The organism is Marinobacter sp. L-46, assembly GCF_056859535.1.
This window is the reverse complement of record NZ_JBSXOP010000076.1, coordinates 1-18,824: the sequence shown is the minus strand read 5'-3', so window position 1 is coordinate 18,824 and position 18,824 is coordinate 1. Positions and strand designations below refer to the sequence as shown.

The following is an 18,824-nucleotide window of genomic DNA, read 5'->3' as shown; positions in this document are numbered from 1 at the left end:
TGATCATCTCAACAGTTTTCGGATATACGCACCAATTAGTACGGTAACGAGCAACACTCCGATCATGGACTCCATGGTGACCATAAGCGACAGCCACGATATGGCGGGGGGAACCGGTAGGCTCCATTCTCCAAAAAGTATGCTGATAAAGCTTTGCAGACTCAGCATCAGCGCCTCGCTTGATGGAAAACCTGTAAGCGCAAAAGCAAACGCAAAAATTCCAATTACCAGCAGCGCCGTACACAAAACGTTTCTGAGCCGAATCCCCCAGCCGAAAAAACCGCCGAGTATTAGCCTGCGCAGTCTGCCGGATTCTTTGTAGTCACGCATATGAAAGAATGCATGATCTTCCTCCCTTAAATGGCCAGTGTCCGCCAGCCAGTTCTTGAAACATGTATAAGCTTCTGAAAGCAAACGGCGATTCTCAACATCTGATGATCTGGCGTCAAAATTTGCCAACAAAGCAAACGGAGGAGGGCTCATGAGACGACGAATCGGCACACTGCCGTAGATCAACGAAACCGGGTCAAACCACGCCTGTGCCGCGTGAAATCGTGACATTTCAATAGCCGGGGTTCCATCCTCCGGTTTTTCCAGCTCCAGAATCCAAGACTGATCCACCGAAGTGCCAGACAGCCGGCAGCGTCCCCGGAGACTTTTGCCCGTCATACGGAGATTACGGCCAATCATGGAATCTTCTACCGCTATTCCCTTGGCCTCATCTTGAATCGACACTCGATTCATACTCAGATCTTTTGTCAGTTCACAATCTCGTACCGTAATGCTATTCGCCTTGATGTCTGCAAGCTGCAGTTGGCCCAGTGTGCTGCGGTGAACCTCCAGATCACCGTCGAGATCGTACCCATCGACACAAATACCGCCGCTAAACTCGTTCCGACTTAAATGCTCGGCATGGTAGCTCTGACGCCCAATGTAAACATTGTTCAGTCGAGGTTGAGTGTTAACGGGGGCATCGTCCTGTTTCGATAGCAGTTGTACCGGTGCGTCAAAGCTGCCATTCAGTGTCAGGCACCCCCTAAGTGTCATTTCATTCAACCAGAGCATGTCATCGCCGCCCCGGGTGCCAAACTCAATCAAAACAGATAAAGCCTTGATGCCACGAAATGAAATTCCGCCAGGGCCAGAAAAGTCACAGCCAAAAATGACCACACTGCCGTCAAGATTAGCCGACTTCAAACTGAAGTGATTTTCAAACTGACAGTTGAGACACCAAAAACTGCCCTCGAAACGGGCGCGTATCCATCGAAAATCACCGACGACTTTACAGTTAATCAATACCAGCGATCCAGGAATGTCCAGGTCAAATATTTCGGATCCGTTCAGCACCTTGTTAGCGACCACGGTAATGCCATTCGAAGCGTTAAGCTGGTCCAACCAATGGCGATCCGAAACCAATTGCTGTTCGGAATCACGACCGACCCCAGAGATGGCAATATTCTCAGCCTCACATTCCGCTATGACTTCGCGAACGACAAGCGTTTCACCGTCGCGGGCATCTCGCCCGAGACGAACTTTGAAAACCTGTCCCACCTGAACGGCAGGATAGCCCGCCTTTTGGAATGCGCGCCAATGGCTATATGCCAGCTGCTGCTCTTCAGTACACAACGCTAGGAATCTACCGGCCCTGGAATCGGAGTGAATAACTCTCGCTTCCATTATTTCAATACTCAAACGTCGAACTCCTGTCCCTGTTCCGCAAAGCCCGCAAAATCTTCCTCCACTTCCAGTCGATAATTCTCAAAGTAATCCTCGTAACTCATTAGGTACATACGTTTGCGGACCGCTTTTGGATAACATTCTCGAAGTTCCGTTAACGACGCATGCACTGGATTCCAGTTCGAGAGTGTACTGTCATGCAGAATGATTTTTGGATTGTATCGGCTGACAATATCTGGGATTGGTCGAGTATCGCCACTGAACAATAATCTTTGATTAATAAATAGGCCATAAGAGGGTTTATTCGGGGTATGCCGGTTCTGGAATAACTGCAGATCCACACCTTCAAATTCAAAGCCACTTTCATCGACTAGAACTATGTCAAAAAAATCACGTAACTCAGCTGGGCCTTCCCCTACTTGGCCCATCACACCCTTCAATGTGTGCATCCATAGCTCTTCATAGACTCCCGGAGGTAAATAGAGGGTAGGTTTAAACCCGTAGCTAAAGCGGCATTCATAGGCTAATCGTTCAAGCCCAAAACAATGGTCGGCATGAACATGAGTGATAAAAATGGCGTCAATATCCTGCGGGGTAAACCCACGGTCCCGTAGAGCGAACTTGATTGTGTATCCAGCATCAATCAACAGTCGGCGGCCATTGGCTTCGATCATCGCATTGTTATTCCAATGATTGATAGCTTCGGAGTGCCCCACACCTAGCATTGTTAATTTAGCTTCAGTCATCCACGTAGATTCCTTCACAACTGGACCGAAAGTCTTGCACTATGGGCTGCCCGCATTCGATCCATCGGAAAATTTGAAAGGGTTATGCTAGTTTCTATTTTCACTTTACAGTGTAACACCGTATAGAGCTGCTGAATTATCGAGGAGATAGCATGCCCAGCAACAGCCCTGAACAGATTCGCGAAATTCTCGAGACCGTCCGCACCATTGCCCTGGTGGGCGCCAGCGAGAAAACCAACCGCCCCTCCCATGAGGTGATGGAAAACCTGCAAGGCCACGGTTACCGGGTAATTCCGGTAAACCCGAGACTGGCCGGCCAGGAAATTCTCGGCGAGACCGTGTATGCCGACCTGGCCTCCTTGCCCGAGCCGGTCGACATGGCAGACCTGTTCCTGGCTCCGGAGCGCACCGATGCGGTGATCGACCAGGCCATCGAACAGAAAATCCCGGTGCTCTGGCTGCAGATTGGCGTGATCAACGAAGACGGTGCTGCCCGGGCGGAAGCCGCAGGGCTTAAAGTGGTCATGGACCGCTGCCCGAAGCAGGAAATTCCGAAACTGGGCATTGCCACACCCGCATCCGGCCGCTGATTCCCGCTCGAATCAAGAGGCCTGTCACAGTTTGGGCGAACAACTGTTACCCGTTTGCCCAGCCTGTCATAACCTAGCCTGCAGCGATTGTATCCGCATCCCCTTCGGGGGGTGATCCGTGGTCCCATAATAATCATAAGATTGGCCGAGCCATGTGGTTGAGAAGTATGCCGGGCAATGACACAGCCTTGAAACCGATCGTGCGTGCTCTGATGAGCCCGGCGTTCCCTGTGCTAATTCTGATGGTCTTCCTGGCCGTTGGCTTCTGGCTGCGCAGCGGGCTGATCGAGGAAGACAGCCGTCACGTCCGGATTATCTTCGGCAGCCTGTTCCTGCTCGGGCTGCTCACCAGCCTGACCACGGTGTTGGTCCAGGCCATCCTCCGGCGCAACCAGGCCCTGCTGAAAACCCGTAAAGAGCTGGAGCGGGAGATCGACCAGCGCAAAGCCGTGCAGAAAGACCTGGAACGGCTGGAATCCACCGACACCCTCACCGGCCTGGCCAACCGCCGCTTCTTTATGGAAGACCTGGCGCATACCCTCGGCATTGCCGACCGGCAAATGCGCCAGGCAGCGCTGATCCTGCTCGACCTTGACCGCTTCCAGATGCTCAACGATACCCTCGGCCACCAGTTTGGCGACGAGCTGCTGATTGGCGTGTCGGAACGGCTGAACCGCCTCAGCGACGAGCTGGTGCTGGTGGCCTATTCCGGCGGTGACGAGTTTATGGTGTGCCAGCAACAGGTCGACGATATCGATGATGTCATTCATCTGCTGGGGCAAATCAGCCAGTGCTTCCAGGAGCCGTTCGAGGTTCAGGGCGAACGCCACAGCATTACCGCCACCATGGGCGTGGCCTTGTATCCCCAGAGCGGCCTGGATGCCGACACCCTGCTGCGCAACGCCGACATTGCCCTGTACCGGGCCAAGGAGCAGGGCCGCAACACCTATCAGTTCTATATGGAAGGCATGCAGGACCGGGAGGTGATGCGGCTGGAACTGGACAAGGATCTGAGCCAGGCCCTGGCCAATGACGAATTCATTCTGTACTACCAGCCCCAGCTCGACCTGGACACCAACGAGGTGACCAGCGTCGAGGCGCTGATTCGCTGGCAGCACCCGCGCCGGGGCTTGCTGGCACCCTGTGAGTTCATTCCCCTGGCGGAGGAAAGCGGCCGTATTACCGAGATCGGCCGCTGGGTGGTACTGGCCGCCTGCCGCCAGCTGGCGCGCTGGAAAGGCACTCCCTGCGAGAACCTCCGGATTGCCGTCAACCTGTCCGGCCGGGAGCTGGACGATGAGTCCCTGGTGGCCCATATCCGGGACACCCTGCTGGCCGAGCAGGTGAACCCGGCCATGCTGGAGGTGGAGCTGACCGAGGAGATTTTCATCCAGAATATCGAGCACAACCTCAATCAGCTACGCCAGTTGCACCAGCTGGGTGTGCACCTGGCCATTGATGATTTCGGGGTGGGCTATTCGTCGCTGGGCTACCTGCGGGATTTCCCGGTGGATATGCTGAAGATTGACCGGTCGTTTATCACCGAGGTGACCAGCCGCCATGATGATGCGGTGATTACCCGGGCGGTGATCAACCTGGCCCACAACCTGGGCATCCGGGTGGTGGCCGAGGGTGTGGAGACCCGGGACCAGCTGAATTTCCTGCGCCGGCACCACTGCAACCTGGCCCAGGGTTTCCTGATCAATCATCCGGTGCCGCCGGAGGAGCTGGAGAGTTCCATCATGGTGGAAGCACCATTCGCCCGTGAGCCGGCCATTTCCCGATTGTAATTGCCTGCCGCTGACTGCAAACTTCCGGTAAATTCTTTTCGGGTGGTTGTTATGTCTGCCAGGTATCTGACTCCGGAGCAGGATGCGAAGCTTCGCCGCTGGGAGCGGTGGAATCGCAATTATTTTGTCTTCGCGTTTGTGGCGTTGATTGTGGTGTTGGTGTTCAGCAGTCAGCTGGGGATTTCTTCCGGCGATGACTGGGGTTCACTGGGGGTGTTGCTGGCGTTGCTGGTGGCGCCGATTGTTGTGCTTCAGCTTCGGCTTCGGTGTCCGGCCTGTGGCGAGAAGATCGGTTGGCAGGCGAAGCTGATGGCGCCTGATCAGTGCAAGTCATGTGGTGTGTTTCTTCGCTCTAAAAATTCCTCTTCCTGATTTCCTTTTCTGAAACCTTTGACCTGTGAGTTGGTCACAGGTTTTACTCTTCTGTTGTGGATTTGGGAGATTGCCGTGTCGGTGTGGGTGGCGCTTCCGAAAACCGCTGTGAATACTTCCCTGTACGCTTGTCTCCGCCATCCATGGCTACGAACATTTTCGGAAGCGCCACCCACACCAACACTCCGAAGCATCTGAATAGGCCTCCCATCCACCCGAATGTTTATTGGGGGATCATGGCACCATGAAAGTCAAAGAAATCGCCACCGCCGCCGGGGTTAACCCGGATACCGTCCGGTTCTATACCCGGGAAGGTCTGCTGCGCCCGGTGCGGAATCCGGATAACAACTACCAGCTTTATGATGCCGAGGATCTGCGGCGGTTGCGGTTTGCCCGGAAGGCTCGGCAACTGGGTTTTTCGTTGCCGGAGATCCGGCAGATTCTGGAGCAGGCGGATGACCATCATTCACCCTGCCCGATGGTGCGGGATGTGTTTACGCAGCGGCTGGCGGAGGTTGAGCGGGAGATTGCGGAGTTGCAGTTGTTGCGCAAGCGGATGGTGTCAGCACTTTCGGCATGGCAGGAGATGCCGGATGGGACGCCGGACGGGCATACGATTTGTCGGTTGATCGAGCATTGGGATAATCCTTCTGCCGGGTCTTGCTGTGGGAGTAGTGAGTGATGAGTGAAGCACCGGTTCTTAGAACCGCTCTGTCGATTTCCGGGGCGTCTTGTCAGGGGTGTGCGAAGAAGATTCGTAATGCCCTGGAGCCGCTGGCCGGTAGTACCGAGCTGGTTGAGGTGAATCTCGAGGCACAGACGGTGGCCCTGCCTGAGGGCGTGGATGTGGCCGAGGCGGCGCGGATTGTGACGGAGACGGGGTATCCGGCAGAGGCCATTGCCGAGCCGGGGGCGGAGTCCGGCAGCTGTTGTGCGTCGAAGAAAGCCACGTCCTGCTGTAGCAGCAAGGCGCAGGAAGAAATCTACAAGCCGTATGAGCCGGCAGCAGAGGCTGCGAGCGCAACTGAGGTGCCGGCCGATGGCGATGCGGTGGTGTTGGCGGTGACCGGGGCGACCTGTGCGTCTTGTGTGAATTCTATCGAGAAAGCCCTGATGTCGGTGCCCGGGGTAACCCATGCCCATATGAACCTGGCGGACAATACTGCCACCGCCAGCGGAGGTGTGGATTCGCAGGCGCTGGTTAATGCGGTGGAGAGCGCCGGTTACGGCGCCCGGGTGATTGAAGACCCGGATGCGGCAGACGATCGCAAGCAGGAAGAGGACAAGAAGCAGTACAAGGTGCTGCTGGTGAAGATGGCCATCAGCCTGGGGCTGGGCCTTGGGCTGATGATCTGGGGCATGGGCTTCGGGTCGATGATGGTGACCGAGGCCAATCAGCTTACCTGGATCAACCTGGGTATTCTCACCCTGGGGGTGATGATTGCCACTGGCGGGCATTTCTATACCGGGGCCTGGAAGGCGTTCAAACACCATAACGCCAATATGGACACGCTGATTGCCCTGGGTACCGGTACCGCCTGGCTCTATTCGATGGTGGTGGCCAGTGTGCCGGAGGCGCTGCCGGAGATGGCGCGGCATGTGTATTTTGAGGCCTCGGCGATGATTATCGGCCTGATCAACCTGGGCCAGGCGCTGGAGCTGCGGGCCAAGGGCAAGACCTCGGAGGCGGTGCGCCGGCTGCTGGACCTGCGGGCAAAGACCGCCCGGGTGATCCGCGATGGCCAGGAGCAGGACATTCCGGTGGAAGACGTGCAGAAAGGCGATCGCATCCGGGTGCGCCCGGGCGAGAAGCTGCCGGTAGACGGGGTGATTGCCGAGGGCTCCACCCGCATTGATGAAAGCATGCTGACCGGTGAGCCCATGCCGGTGAGCAAGGGTGAAGGCGATGAGGTCTCCGCCGGTACCCTGAACACCCACGGCTCCATTATCTATGAAGCCACCCGGGTAGGCAGCGAGACCGCGCTGGCGCAGATCATCAAGCTGGTGAAGAAAGCCCAGGGCTCCAAGCCTGCCATCGGGCGGCTGGCGGACAAGATTTCTTCCGTGTTCGTGCCCTCGGTGATGCTGATTGCCGTAGTGTCGGCGCTGGTCTGGTACAACGTCGGGCCGGAGCCGGCGGTGGTGCATATGATGGTGGCTGCCACCACGGTACTGATTATCGCCTGCCCCTGTGCGCTAGGCCTGGCCACGCCCATGTCGGTGATGGTGGGGGTCGGCAAGGCCGCGGAATACGGCGCGCTGATTCGCCAGGGCGATGCCCTGCAGACCGCCGGCAAGATTGACCTGGTGATTCTGGACAAGACCGGCACCATCACCGAAGGCCATCCAGCGGTCACCCGGGTGCATGCGGTTGATGGCGATAAAAACCGGTTGCTGGCGCTGGCTGCCGGGCTGGAGCGGCATTCCGAGCATCCTTTAGCGGAGGCGATTCTGACGCGTGCCAAAGAAGATGAGGTCTCCGTGGAAGCCGTCACCGGCTTTGAAGCGTTGAACGGCAAAGGTGTTCAAGGTGAATTTAACGGCGAAACAGTGCGCCTGGGTAACCGGCGCTGGCTGGAAGCCGAAGGGCTGTCTGTAGACGCCCTGAATGACGCCGCCCAAGCCATTACCCAGGAAGCCGGCACACCGCTGTTCCTCGCATCAGGGCAACAAGTGCTGGGCGTCATCGGCGTGGCCGATGCCATCAAACCGGATTCCGAGGCTGCCATCCGGCGCCTGCACGACGCTGGCATCAAGGTGATGATGGTCACCGGCGATGTCGATGCCACCGCCCGCGCCATTGCGGCCAAATCCGGTATCGATGACTATCGGGCCGAGGTGTTGCCGGAGGACAAGGCCGAAGTGGTCAGCGAAATGCGGGGTAAAGGCTACACCGTGGCCATGGTCGGCGATGGCATCAACGATGCCCCGGCACTGGCGGCTGCGGACGTCGGCTTTGCCATCGGCACCGGTACCGATGTAGCCATTGAAAGCGCATCGATCACCCTGATGCGCGGTTCCCTGCACGGGGTGCCGGACGCCATCGAGATTTCCCGGGCGACCGTGAAGAATATTCACCAGAACCTGTTCGGGGCCTTTATCTATAACTCCTTGGGTATTCCGGTGGCCGCCGGCCTGCTCTACCCTGTGTGGGGCATCCTGATGAGTCCGATCCTGGCCGGCGCCGCCATGTCGCTGTCTTCAGTGACGGTGGTTTCCAACGCCAACCGGCTGCGGCTGTTCAAGACCAGCCAACCCCAGGTATCAGCAGAGGAGCGGAACTGATGACAACATTTCTGGTCAATGCCGGTGGTCTCGCCCTGATGGCTGCCATTGTCTGGTGGTTCTGGCTCTCCGGCTCTAACTCGGACAACTCCGATCAACATCACTGAGGTAATCACCATGAGAAAACACACCCTGGCCCTTGGCCTGATTGCTGCAATGGGTTTTTCCACAACCGCCCTGGCTGGCGGTGCCGCCCAGAGCATCCATGTATACAAATCACCCACCTGTGGCTGCTGCGGCGACTGGATTGACCATCTGGAAGAGAACGGCTTCGAGGTAACCGCCACCAACAGTAACGACATGGGCAAGATCAAGGCCGAAGCCGGCCTGATTCCGGGCCTGGGCAGCTGCCACACCGCCTTTGTGGATGGCTATGTGATTGAAGGCCATGTACCGGCAGACGACATCAAGCGCCTGCTGGCGGAAGCCCCCAAGGCCACCGGCCTGAGCGTACCGGGCATGCCGGCGGGCTCTCCGGGTATGGAGATGGGCGACCGCAAGGATCACTACAAGGTGATTCTGTTTAACGATCAGGGCCAGACCCGGATCTTTAACGAGCACAACTGACGCCCGCCCCGCGGACTATTTTTCCTGGCCGGTTCTGCCAGATCTGACTCGATCTGGCAGAACCGTTATACTCCGCTGCATCACACATTTTTAGCCAGGTTATTTCTCCATGCTCAATGCCGACGCTCTCAATCAGTTGCGCCAGCTGAAAACCGATATCAAGCAGAACAAGGTGGTCTTCCCGGGTACCGTCAAGCCCACCAACGGGCGCTTCGGCTTTGTGGCCCTGGATGAAGGACGGGACGTGTTCCTGCCGCCCGAGGAAATGCAGAAGGTGCTGCCCGGCGACCGGGTAAACGTTACCGAACAGGAAGTGGAAAAGGGCAAAACCCAGGGCATGGTGGACGAGCTGCTGGAATCGCACCTGACCACCTTCGTGGGCCGTTACCTGATCAAGGGCAAGGGCCACTTTGTGGCACCGGAAACCCCGGGCATCAACCGCTGGATTTTCATTCCGCCGAAAGAACGTATGAACGCCCAGCCGGACGACTTCATCTACTGCCAGATTCATCGCCACCCGTTCAAGGACGGCAAGGGCCAGGCCAAGGTACTGCGGGTTATCGGCAAGGCCGGTGAGCCGGGCATCGAACGGGCCTTCACCCTGGCCAACTTCGACCTGGCCGATGCCTGGCCGGACGAAGTGCAGAAGCAGGCCGATGTCCTGGGCGAAGCGTCTGTTTCCGCCCACACCGATGGCCGCGAAGACCGAACCGCACAGCCCTATGTCACCATCGACAGCCCGGGCACCCAGGACATGGACGATGCCCTGATGGCCACACCCAACGCCACCGGCTGGACCCTGTCCATTGCCATTGCCGACCCGACGGCGATGATTGAACCGGGCAGCCCAGCCGAGGAAGAAGCCTTCAACCGGGCCACGGCGATTTACTTCCCGGGCGAGCCGCTGCCCATGCTGCCGGATACCATCAGCACCCGCCTGTGCTCACTGATGCCGGATGTACCCCGGCTGGCGCTGGTGTGCGACCTGCAGGTGAACAACGATGGCAGCCTGGGTGACTACAGCTTCCAACAAGCGACTATATGCTCCAAGGGTAAGCTCAGCTACGAGCTGGTCTCGCACCTGATTGAAGGCCGGGAAGACGACGAGATCAAGGCCCTGCCAGACGCCGTGGCCAACAGCCTGGACCAGCTGCACCAGGCCGCCACCGCGCTGCGCAAATGGCGCGCCGAACACGCGCTACTGAGCAATGACCGGCCGGAATTCCGGCTGCGGCTGGACGAAAACAAGCGCATCCGGCTGATTGAGCCGGCAGTCCAGAACGAAGCCCACCGGCTGGTGGAAGAGTGCATGGTGGCGGCCAACCGCTGCGCCGCTGACTTCCTGAACCAACGGGGGCAAGGGCTGTTTATCCAGCACCCCGGCCTGCGGGACGACCGTGCCGACAACATCCGCAAGCTGCTGGAAGGCTATGCACCGCACTTGGTCGAGCACGATGCCAGCACCGCCGAAGGCTTCAAGGCCCTGATGAAACACACCGAGCAACTGGAAGCGGAAGTACCGGTTAAATCCATTCTGTCCCGCCAGCTGGCCCGGGCAGAGCTGGGTTTTGAAGCCGCGCCCCACCAGGGTATGGGGCTGGCCGCCTACACCACCTTTACCTCACCGCTGCGCAAGTTCTCGGATTTCTATGTACACCGGTTGATCAAGGCCGCGCTTTGGGATTGCCCCATCAAGGCCCTGAACAGCCAGCAGCTGGAAGCCCTGCAGAATACCCAGTTCCGCGCTCGCCAGGCCGCCAATACCCTGGAAACCTGGCTGAAGGCCGACTACGCCAAGACCCTGCCGGAAGACCCTATGGAGGGCACCATCAGCCGCACCATGCCCTCCGGTTTCTTTGTGCGGCTGGATTGCAACGGCCTGGAAGGGTTTGTCAGCTGCAAGGACCTGGACGGCAAGTTCAGCTTTGACCCGGTCACCCTGCGCCTGGTGCACAACAAGAACGGCCGCATCTTCCAGCTGGAACAGCGGGTAACCGTAAGCTTTACCGGGGTGGACGACGAGCGCCGGCAGATCAACTTCAAGCTGCTGAACGCAGAAGAAATTCCCACCGGTACAGACAAAGAGGGCGGCTGACGCCGCCCTCGTACTTACTTCTCCAGCATTCTGGACAGGCGCTCATCCTTGGCGCGCCAGAGTTCGCCCAGCCAGTCTTTCATATTCCGGCGGTGCTCGGCATCGCTGGAATAGTCCCGCCCTTTCAGGTGCTCGGGAATGCTCCGGGTACTGATATCCAGCTGGATCTCCGGCACCCGGCCACACAGGAAGTCCCAGAAGGTGGGCGCTCCGGCCGGATAGGCGATGGTGACATCCACCAGCGTGTCGATGGAATCGCCCATGGCATCCAGCACAAACGCCGCTCCGCCCGCCTTCGGCACCAGCAGGTGCTGGTAGGGTGATTTCTGTTTATCGTGCTTGGCCTGAGTAAAGCGCGTGCCTTCAACAAAGTTCATCACGCTGACCGGGGTATAGCGGAATTTCTCGCAGGCCTTGCGGGTGGCAATCAGGTCGTCACCGCGTTTTTCCGGATGCTTGATCAGGTATTCCCGGCTGTAGCGCTTCATGAACGGGAAATCCAGGCCCCACCAGGCCAGGCCGATCACCGGCACCCAGATCAGCTGCTGCTTGAGAAAGAACTTCAGAAACGGCGCCCGGCGGTTGAATACCCGCTGCATGGCCAGGATATCCACCCAGCTCTGGTGGTTACTCAGCACCAGGTACCAGCTTTCACGCTTGAGGTTTTCCGCCCCGGTCACCTGCCAGCGGGTACCCTGGGTCAGTTTCATCCAGCCGGTATTGCAGGCCACCCAGGATTCCGACACCCAGATAATGGCCTTGGTGCACAGCACCCGGAAGCCCTTGTGGGGCACGACCAGCTTCAGGATGGCGGGAATGTAAAGCAGCAGGCACCAGAACAGGGTGTTGATGCCCAGCAGAATGGAATTGAGAATGCCGATCAGGGGCGCAGGTAGAAAACTCAGCATGGTAGTCCTGTTGTAGGTTGTTGGTTCCGAAGGCCTGCATCATAGCAATCACCGGGGCACTTGGGCAGTGGCCCGAAGTGACCATTGTGCCGGTCATCTGTGACGGATTTGCCATGGTGCCGGCACCACTGCCACCCTATCCTTACCCCATTCCCTGACCAGCAGTCGATGATGGAAGGCCCATGCCCAGTGTTCTGAAAACGGTCCGCAATACCGCCTCCGGCCTCACCCGGCAGGGTGCACTCTACGCCGGCAATGCCTTTGACCGGGTATTCCGCGCCGCCAGCCTGGTACAGGCCGGGCAAACCCCTTTCGAAACCCTGCACAGTGACGGCCTGGTGAGCCTGCGTTATTACCCGCCGCTGCAGGAAGACTTCATCGAGCTGGACGGCATGGTGATTCCGGTGGAACGGAAAACCCACCGCACCCCGATTGTGGTCATCCCGCCCCTGGCGGTGAACATGCTGATCTACGATTTGTTCCCCCAGCGCAGCCTGGTGCGGTTCCTGCGGGCCAAGGGCTTCGAGGTGTACCTGATTGACTGGGGCATCCCGAAACGGGAGCACACCCACTACAACATGCACACCTATGTGGCGGAGTTGCTGCCGGCCTACCTGAACCGGGTGCGCGACCACAGTGGCGAGCAGGAGTTGTCGCTGCATGGCTGGAGTATGGGCGGCATGTTCACCCTGTTCTATTCCGCCTTAAGCAAAGACCAGCATATCCGCAACGCCATCGTGCTGGGCCTGCCCATCGACAGCCATGCCTCGGGCGCCATCGGCTGGATGTACCAGCGCATTGCCGATGTGGCGGAGGTGGTGCGCAAGCGCACCGGGTTCAAGCTGCATGACCTGAAACCCCACTGGTTCTACACGCCTGGTTGGGCCAATACCATCGGCTTCAAGCTGACCAATCCGGTGGGCAGTGTGATGGGTTACTGGGAGCTGCTGGTGCGCCTGGGTGACCGGGAGTTTGTGACTAACCATGCCACGACGTCGGCGTTCCTGGACCGGATGGTGGCCTACCCGGGCGGGGTGATTCAGGACACGGTGGTGCGGGTGTGGATTGATAACCAGCTGGCGAAGGGGCAGATCCAGATTGGTGAGGATTTTGCGCGGCTGGAGAATGTGAATGCCAACTTACTGGCGATTGCCGGCCAGGAGGATACCCTGGCGACGCCGGGAGCGGCGAAGCGGGTGATGGATCATGTCAGCTCTGCGGACAAGACCTTCCGGGTGGCGCCGGGTGGGCATATGGGGATCCTGGCGGGGAGCAAGGCGCCGCGGGCTTCGTGGTTGGAGCTTGCGGAGTGGCTTGCTGTTCGGTCTGACTGAGGCTTTTAGCTTGGGTGATGGCCGGCATGTGGCAGGGGGTAGGCCTTCCAAAAACCGCTCCTTCGGCACTTCCATGTGGCGCTTCTGCTCCGCCATCCATGGCTCCGCACATTTTTGGAAGGCCTACCCCCTGCCACATACCTCCGCTAAATCCCGTTGGGCCTCCGCATTTCCGGTCTTCCAGCGATGACTTGGGGGATTTCCTGCCCTACACTTCCATCCATGAAATCCATTGATATATTGAACCTGGACTTGCGGTCTCTGGTGACCTTTCTGGCTGTGCTGGACGAAGGGAGTGTTTCCCGGGCGGCGGTTCGGCTTGGGGTTAGTCAGTCGGCGGTGAGTCATACCCTGGACCGGCTTCGGCAGGCGTTCGGGGATCCGTTGTTTGTGAAGTCCGGGCGAGGGATTGTGCCTACGGACTATGCCCTGCGCACCGGGCCTCATATCCGGCAGTTGCTGGACGATGTGCGCACGCTGCCTTCGGGGCCGCCGTTTGATCCGGCGACGGCGGAGTTTACGTTTACCGTTGCCGCCAACGACTATCAGCGGGATTTGTTGCTGCCGGGGTTGGCCGGGATTCTGCGGGAGCAGGCGCCGGCGGATCTGAAGGAGTACATGGCCGCGGACCACATCACCGTGCTGTTCGCCACCGGCGAAAAGCCAGGGCTCGACAGCACCATGGAGGCGCGGGGCATGAACCGGCACAGCGCGGTGACGGTGTCCAACTTCTCTGGCCTGCCGGCCTTCCTCAAAGGCACCACCCTCCTCGCCTCCGCCCCCGAACGCATGAGCAACGGCCTGATGCGGGACTTCGAGTACGTGCCGCTGCCGTTCCAGTACAACCCGTTTACCCTGCTCATGCTCTGGCACCGCCGCCACCAGACCGACCCCGCCCACCGCTGGGTTCGCAACCAGGTGAACTCGGTGGCTGCCACCATGAATGGCCTGAACAACTAATCAATCGATTTCGTTCATGTATTGCATGAAAGCTCGGGCTGTTATTTTTGCGGGCTTATCGTCCTAGACTTCCATTCCATAAGTTCGATGGTGAGAGTGGGGCCGTGCCTCCCAAAACTGTGCGGAGCCAGGGATGGCGGAGCCCAAGCGACACAGGGATGTGCCGTAAGGAGCGTGTTTTGGGAGGCACGGCCCCACTCTCACCTAACTCCAAAGTCAGGAAAAAATGTGCTCGCACTAACAAGTATCTGGACAACCATTCTGCTGGCGGCTGCCGTGGCTCTGGGCCCTATGGCTACGGACATGTACCTGCCTGCACTTCCCCAGATTGGCAGTGACTTTGGCGCTGGAACCGATCAGGTACAGCTGACCCTCAGCCTGTATGTTGTCGGGTTTGCTATAGCCCAACTGATTTGCGGCCCCTTGGCTGACCGCTTCGGCCGTAAGCCGGTCATGATTGGCGGCATGGTATTGTTCGCCGTGGCCAGCATAGGCTGCGCGCTGGCCAGTAGTATAGAGTCCCTGCAGATGTTCCGCTTTTTGCAGGCCTTGGGCGGCTCTGCCGGCCCGGTGCTGGGAAGAGCCATCGTTCGTGACGTCTATCAACCGAGAGACGCCGCCAAAATCCTGGCTATGCTGGGCGGCATGATGGCGCTGGCACCGGCAATCGCACCAACGTTTGGCGGGCTGATTGTCGCCCATATGGACTGGCACCGGATCTTTACGGTCATGGCCGGCTATGCCCTGATCATGATCGCCATCATCGCCATCGGCATCCCGGAACCACTAAGCCAGAACAACCGTCAGCCTTTCCGCCTGGGCAGCCTGTTGCGTAACTACCGCAAAGTCAGCGCCGACATGACATTCGTAGGTTATACCCTCACCAGCGCTGCAATTTACGGCGGTATCTTCGCGTTCCTGTCCGGCTCAGCGTTCGTTCTGATTGATGTTCTGGGCGTGGCCCCGGAACATTTCGGCCTGTACACCGCAGTGACTGCCGGCGGCTACCTGCTGGGCAACATGACGTCCATCCGGCTAACCAATCAGCTCCACCCGGACCAGATCCTGCTCTACGGCCTGGTAACCACCGTAGCTGCGGGAATGGCCATGGCCTTACTGGCCTGGAACCAGATTTACAGCCCCTGGGCGGTCATCCTGCCCCAGACCCTGTTCATGGTTGGCACCGGCATGGTATTGCCCCAAACCATGGCCGGCGCCCTGGCCAACCACCCCACCATGGCCGGCTCCGCCTCTGCGCTTCTTGGCTTCATCCAGATGAGTGCCGCCGCCACCGCCGGTGCGCTCGTCGGCCATCTACACGATGGCACGCCACTGGTCATGGCAAGCATCATCGCCACCTGTGGCGCCCTGGGCTTAATCGGCTACCTGCTGATGGTGCAGCGTTACCCCGCACAGAGCTTTGAAGCCCAAGCTGCTGCAGAGTAGTTATTGAAAGCGTTCCCGGAATAATGTGGCTTGGTTGGGGGACGGCGTTTCGGAAATTTGCGGAGCCATGGATGGCGGAGCAGAAGCGCCCACGGATGGCTTGAGCGTTTTTCGAAACGCCGTCCCCCAACCAAGCCCTCCCCCTTTCTCTAAACCCCTACAAACCGCATGGATGAAAACTCATCCAAACTAGGCTACATAGAGTAAGTACAAATTCCCGAAACCAATCAGCAAGGAGCAAACCATGGCGAACAACGTAACCCTGGACGGCAACCCCATCGAAATCGAAGGCAAATTCCCCCAGCCCGGTGACAACGCAGCCCCGTTCACACTGACCAGCAGCGGCCTGGAAGAAGTGAAACTCGATAACTGGGCCGGCAAGCGCAAAATCCTGAACATCATCCCCAGCATCGACACCGGCGTCTGCGCCGCCAGCACCCGAAAATTCAACGAAAAAGCCGGTGGCCTCGACAACACCGTCGTCCTCGTCGTCTCCGCCGACCTACCCTTCGCCGCCTCCCGCTTCTGCGGCGCCGAAGGCCTGGACAACGTAGAAACCCTGTCCACCTTCCGCAACTACGCCTTCCAGCAAGACTACGGCGTAGCCATCCAGAACGGCCCCCTCGCCGGCCTGTGCGCCCGTGCGGTCGTGGTACTGGACGAGAACAACAAAGTTATCCACAGCGAACTGGTCAGCGAGATCAAGAACGAGCCGGATTATGATGCGGCGCTGAAGGTGCTCTGAAACCAACACTTTCTGGAACCGGCACCACACATGACCGTGTGGTACTCGTAATCCTCCGAAGTAGGGGCAGCCGGGTGGTGATGCCCTTCCAAAAATGTGCGGAGCCATGGATGGCGGAGCAGAAGCGCCACACGGACGTGCCGCAAGGAGCGGTTTTTGGAAGGGCATCGCCACCCGGCTGCTTTCACCAATTCTCTACCGCGAACTGTTAGAATCCCGCCACACTCAGAACCAAGGCACCCAACTCGACGTGCACAAAAACCTGCAAAACGCCTCCCTGGGCCGCCAGCTCTACCACATGACCTGGCCCATGCTGTTCGGCGTGCTCTCCCTGATGACCTTCCAGCTCACCGACAGCTTCTTCGTCGGCCAACTTGGCCGGGACCCACTGGCAGCCCTGGGCTTCACCGTGGCCATGCAACAACTGGTCAGCGGCATGTACGTGGGCCTGGGCATCGGCACCACCGCCACCATCTCCCGAACCCTCGGCCAGGGCGAAGACCTGCGCGCCCAGCGCCTCGGCGGCCTGGTGATCGCCATTGGCGCCGGCCTCGCCCTGACGCTATGCCTGTCGGTCTGGCTACTGCAAAGCGTAATCCTGGACCTGCTCGGAGCCGAACAGGCCCTGCGCCCGGTGATTCGCGAATACTGGGCACCCTGGCTGCTGTCGGCCTGGACCGGCGCCATGGTTTACTTCAGCTACGCCGTATGCCGGGCCAACGGCGATACCCGCCTGCCCGGCTACATGATGATCATCACCAGCCTGCTCAACATCGCCCTGGATCCGCTGTATATCTTTGTCTTCGGCTGGGGCCTGCCCGGTGCCGCCTGGGCTACCATCACCGCGTTCAGCATCGGCGCCCTGATTGTGTTTCCCACCTTGCTCAAACGGGCCTGGCTGCGCTTTGACCTGCTCCAGCTGCAACTGGCCCAGGCTGTCCGCCAGCTGGGTGGCATCATGGCCCCGGCGATGGTCAGCCAGCTGATGCCGCCCATCTCGGCCATGCTGGCCACCGCCCTGGTGGCAAGCTTTGGTTCCGCCGCCGTGGCAGCCTGGGGCCTGGGTACCCGGCTGGAGTTTTTTTCCATTGTGGTGGTGCTGGCGCTGACCATGTCCATGCCGCCAATGATCGGGCGTATGCTCGGGGCCGGTGAGCTGGAGAAGATCCGCAAACTGGTGCGTATTGCCGTGCGCTTTATCCTGGGCTGGCAGTTGTTTATCGGGCTGGTGTGGCTGGGCGCCTCGGGCGTGGTATCTACCTTGTTCAGCCCGGATGCCGATGTACAGGACACTCTGCTGAGCTATCTGCTGCGGGTGCCGCTGAGTTACAGCGGGCTGGGAGTGTGCATTCTGATGGTGTCGGTGAACAACGCCCTGGGCATGCCCATGCGGGCGCTGCTGATTTCCACCTTGAGGCTGTTTGCCTGCTACCTGCCGCTGCTTTGGATTGGCGGGCAGGTATCCGGGCTGACCGGCCTGATGACCGGCGCCCTGATTGGCAACCTGCTGGCCGGTGCCATGGCCTATAGCCTGTACCGGCAAGGTATGAACCGGCTGCGCCGGCCGGCATGATGTGGCTCAGGCGAAGCGGGCGCGAAAGCTCTCCGGCATGGGGGTGACTTCGCGGGTTTTGTAGTTGAAGAACACAAAGCCGTATTTGGCCAGGGCCACCGGCTGGCCGCTGTCGGCCTTGGTCACCCGGAATACGAAGTCGCCGCCGTATTTGTTGAAGTCCATCAGGCCCACTTCGAAGCGCAGCATGTCCGGGTAGAAGGATTCGCCCTGGTACATGGTGGCCAGGTCGGTGACGATGATGCCCGAGCCATCCTCGCCGCCTTCTTCAACGCCGTATTCCACCAGGAACTGTGCGCGGGCTTCGGAGAGCATGGAGATCAGGGCGTCGTTACCCAGGTGGTTGGCGCCGTTGATGTCGGTGATTCTGACCGGCATCCTTGTTTCGAAGCAGAAGGCGTTATCCGGGAATTCGAGTTTGATTCTGGCCACGGCGGGGTTCCTTGGTTTGCGCTTTGGTGTTGGGGCTGCATCATACTCCTACCTTTGTCCCTTCTCATCCTGTGGGTTATTCGGGTATCTTGCTTTGTATCCCTGCGCTTGATATTGCGGTGTAAGCGGGGATTGGCGGTAGGCCTTCCAAAACACGCTCCTTCGGCACATATATGTAGACCTCTTGTTGCGCAAGCCTCCCAAGCTCTCGGTGGTGTAAAAAGTTAACTGGGTAAAACTGCGCACATATATCCGGCCTTTATGATGAGTCACTCCGGTGACTCTGGCCTCAATGAAAACCGCG

15 protein-coding genes and 1 pseudogene are annotated in these 18,824 nt (G+C 59.0%); 12 read left to right on the top strand and 4 right to left on the bottom strand.

Annotation, left to right across the window (positions count from 1 at the left end; genetic code table 11):
* Positions 1-3: 3 nt before the first annotated feature.
* Both AC13DJ_RS12645 and AC13DJ_RS12640 read right to left on the bottom strand, forming a co-directional pair.
* A complete protein-coding gene (locus tag AC13DJ_RS12645; protein WP_199456142.1) occupies positions 4-1,692 on the bottom strand; it encodes a hypothetical protein in 1,689 nt (562 codons plus the stop codon).
* Entirely contained in the window at positions 1,689-2,423 is a 735-nt protein-coding gene (locus AC13DJ_RS12640; protein ID WP_199456141.1) for an MBL fold metallo-hydrolase, read from the bottom strand. Before AC13DJ_RS12640 ends, AC13DJ_RS12645 begins: the two co-directional genes overlap by 4 nt.
* A gap of 152 nt (positions 2,424-2,575) precedes the next feature.
* Here AC13DJ_RS12640 and AC13DJ_RS12635 point away from each other — a divergent pair, with 152 nt between their 5' ends.
* The 7 genes and pseudogenes from AC13DJ_RS12635 (at position 2,576) to AC13DJ_RS12605 (ending at position 11,122) form a co-directional block, all read left to right on the top strand.
* Positions 2,576-3,013, top strand: coding sequence for a CoA-binding protein (locus AC13DJ_RS12635; RefSeq protein ID WP_199456140.1), 438 nt, complete (start codon positions 2,576-2,578; stop codon positions 3,011-3,013).
* A gap of 323 nt (positions 3,014-3,336) precedes the next feature.
* Positions 3,337-4,803: pseudogene (locus AC13DJ_RS12630) on the top strand (putative bifunctional diguanylate cyclase/phosphodiesterase); the annotation flags it as partial.
* Between the two features lie 51 nt (positions 4,804-4,854).
* Complete coding sequence (locus AC13DJ_RS12625; RefSeq protein ID WP_094624988.1) at positions 4,855-5,175, top strand: hypothetical protein; 321 nt, start codon at positions 4,855-4,857, stop codon at positions 5,173-5,175.
* A 244-nt stretch (positions 5,176-5,419) separates the two neighbouring features.
* A complete protein-coding gene (locus tag AC13DJ_RS12620) occupies positions 5,420-5,857 on the top strand; it encodes a MerR family transcriptional regulator (protein WP_473802255.1) in 438 nt (145 codons plus the stop codon).
* Positions 5,857-8,460 (top strand): heavy metal translocating P-type ATPase, encoded by a 2,604-nt coding sequence (locus AC13DJ_RS12615; protein ID WP_473802256.1) that lies wholly within the window; start codon positions 5,857-5,859, stop codon positions 8,458-8,460. Before AC13DJ_RS12620 ends, AC13DJ_RS12615 begins: the two co-directional genes overlap by 1 nt.
* 117 nt (positions 8,461-8,577) lie before the next feature.
* On the top strand, positions 8,578-9,027 hold the full coding sequence (locus AC13DJ_RS12610) for a DUF411 domain-containing protein (RefSeq protein ID WP_288373021.1): 450 nt from the start codon (positions 8,578-8,580) through the stop codon (positions 9,025-9,027).
* A 109-nt stretch (positions 9,028-9,136) separates the two neighbouring features.
* On the top strand, positions 9,137-11,122 hold the full coding sequence (locus AC13DJ_RS12605) for a ribonuclease R family protein (protein ID WP_482933262.1): 1,986 nt from the start codon (positions 9,137-9,139) through the stop codon (positions 11,120-11,122).
* A gap of 14 nt (positions 11,123-11,136) precedes the next feature.
* Here the strand turns inward: AC13DJ_RS12605 and AC13DJ_RS12600 are convergent, their stop codons facing one another.
* The gene (locus tag AC13DJ_RS12600) at positions 11,137-12,030 is read right to left on the bottom strand and encodes an acyltransferase (protein WP_482933261.1); all 894 of its coding nucleotides are present in this window, start codon (positions 12,028-12,030) and stop codon (positions 11,137-11,139) included.
* Positions 12,031-12,212: 182 nt separating this feature from the next.
* Here AC13DJ_RS12600 and AC13DJ_RS12595 point away from each other — a divergent pair, with 182 nt between their 5' ends.
* The 5 genes from AC13DJ_RS12595 (at position 12,213) to AC13DJ_RS12575 (ending at position 18,088) form a co-directional block, all read left to right on the top strand.
* On the top strand, positions 12,213-13,364 hold the full coding sequence (locus AC13DJ_RS12595; protein WP_482933260.1) for an alpha/beta fold hydrolase: 1,152 nt from the start codon (positions 12,213-12,215) through the stop codon (positions 13,362-13,364).
* A gap of 222 nt (positions 13,365-13,586) precedes the next feature.
* Positions 13,587-14,324 (top strand): LysR family transcriptional regulator, encoded by a 738-nt coding sequence (locus tag AC13DJ_RS12590; protein ID WP_482933259.1) that lies wholly within the window; start codon positions 13,587-13,589, stop codon positions 14,322-14,324.
* Between the two features lie 228 nt (positions 14,325-14,552).
* Positions 14,553-15,770 carry a multidrug effflux MFS transporter gene (locus AC13DJ_RS12585; RefSeq protein ID WP_482933258.1) on the top strand — a complete coding sequence of 406 codons (1,218 nt, stop codon included), beginning with the start codon at positions 14,553-14,555 and terminating at the stop codon, positions 15,768-15,770.
* Between the two features lie 244 nt (positions 15,771-16,014).
* Positions 16,015-16,515, top strand: coding sequence for a thiol peroxidase (gene tpx, locus AC13DJ_RS12580; protein ID WP_273133942.1), 501 nt, complete (start codon positions 16,015-16,017; stop codon positions 16,513-16,515).
* Between the two features lie 250 nt (positions 16,516-16,765).
* On the top strand, positions 16,766-18,088 hold the full coding sequence (locus AC13DJ_RS12575; RefSeq protein ID WP_482933257.1) for an MATE family efflux transporter: 1,323 nt from the start codon (positions 16,766-16,768) through the stop codon (positions 18,086-18,088).
* Positions 18,089-18,094: 6 nt separating this feature from the next.
* Here the strand turns inward: AC13DJ_RS12575 and AC13DJ_RS12570 are convergent, their stop codons facing one another.
* Positions 18,095-18,520, bottom strand: coding sequence for a thioesterase family protein (locus tag AC13DJ_RS12570; protein ID WP_022989316.1), 426 nt, complete (start codon positions 18,518-18,520; stop codon positions 18,095-18,097).
* Between the last annotated feature and the right edge of the window lie 304 nt (positions 18,521-18,824).

What these genes read in the sequence shown, in the direction of transcription:
- AC13DJ_RS12640 (WP_199456141.1), bottom strand. Translation starts at nt 2,423, where the DNA reads ATGACTGAAGCTAAATTAACAATGCTAGGTGTGGGGCACTCCGAAGCT.
- AC13DJ_RS12635 (WP_199456140.1), top strand. Translation starts at nt 2,576, where the DNA reads ATGCCCAGCAACAGCCCTGAACAGATTCGCGAAATTCTCGAGACCGTC.
- AC13DJ_RS12625 (WP_094624988.1), top strand. Translation starts at nt 4,855, where the DNA reads ATGTCTGCCAGGTATCTGACTCCGGAGCAGGATGCGAAGCTTCGCCGC.
- AC13DJ_RS12620 (WP_473802255.1), top strand. Translation starts at nt 5,420, where the DNA reads ATGAAAGTCAAAGAAATCGCCACCGCCGCCGGGGTTAACCCGGATACC.
- AC13DJ_RS12615 (WP_473802256.1), top strand. Translation starts at nt 5,857, where the DNA reads ATGAGTGAAGCACCGGTTCTTAGAACCGCTCTGTCGATTTCCGGGGCG.
- AC13DJ_RS12610 (WP_288373021.1), top strand. Translation starts at nt 8,578, where the DNA reads ATGAGAAAACACACCCTGGCCCTTGGCCTGATTGCTGCAATGGGTTTT.
- AC13DJ_RS12605 (WP_482933262.1), top strand. Translation starts at nt 9,137, where the DNA reads ATGCTCAATGCCGACGCTCTCAATCAGTTGCGCCAGCTGAAAACCGAT.
- AC13DJ_RS12600 (WP_482933261.1), bottom strand. Translation starts at nt 12,030, where the DNA reads ATGCTGAGTTTTCTACCTGCGCCCCTGATCGGCATTCTCAATTCCATT.
- AC13DJ_RS12595 (WP_482933260.1), top strand. Translation starts at nt 12,213, where the DNA reads ATGCCCAGTGTTCTGAAAACGGTCCGCAATACCGCCTCCGGCCTCACC.
- AC13DJ_RS12590 (WP_482933259.1), top strand. Translation starts at nt 13,587, where the DNA reads ATGAAATCCATTGATATATTGAACCTGGACTTGCGGTCTCTGGTGACC.
- tpx (WP_273133942.1), top strand. Translation starts at nt 16,015, where the DNA reads ATGGCGAACAACGTAACCCTGGACGGCAACCCCATCGAAATCGAAGGC.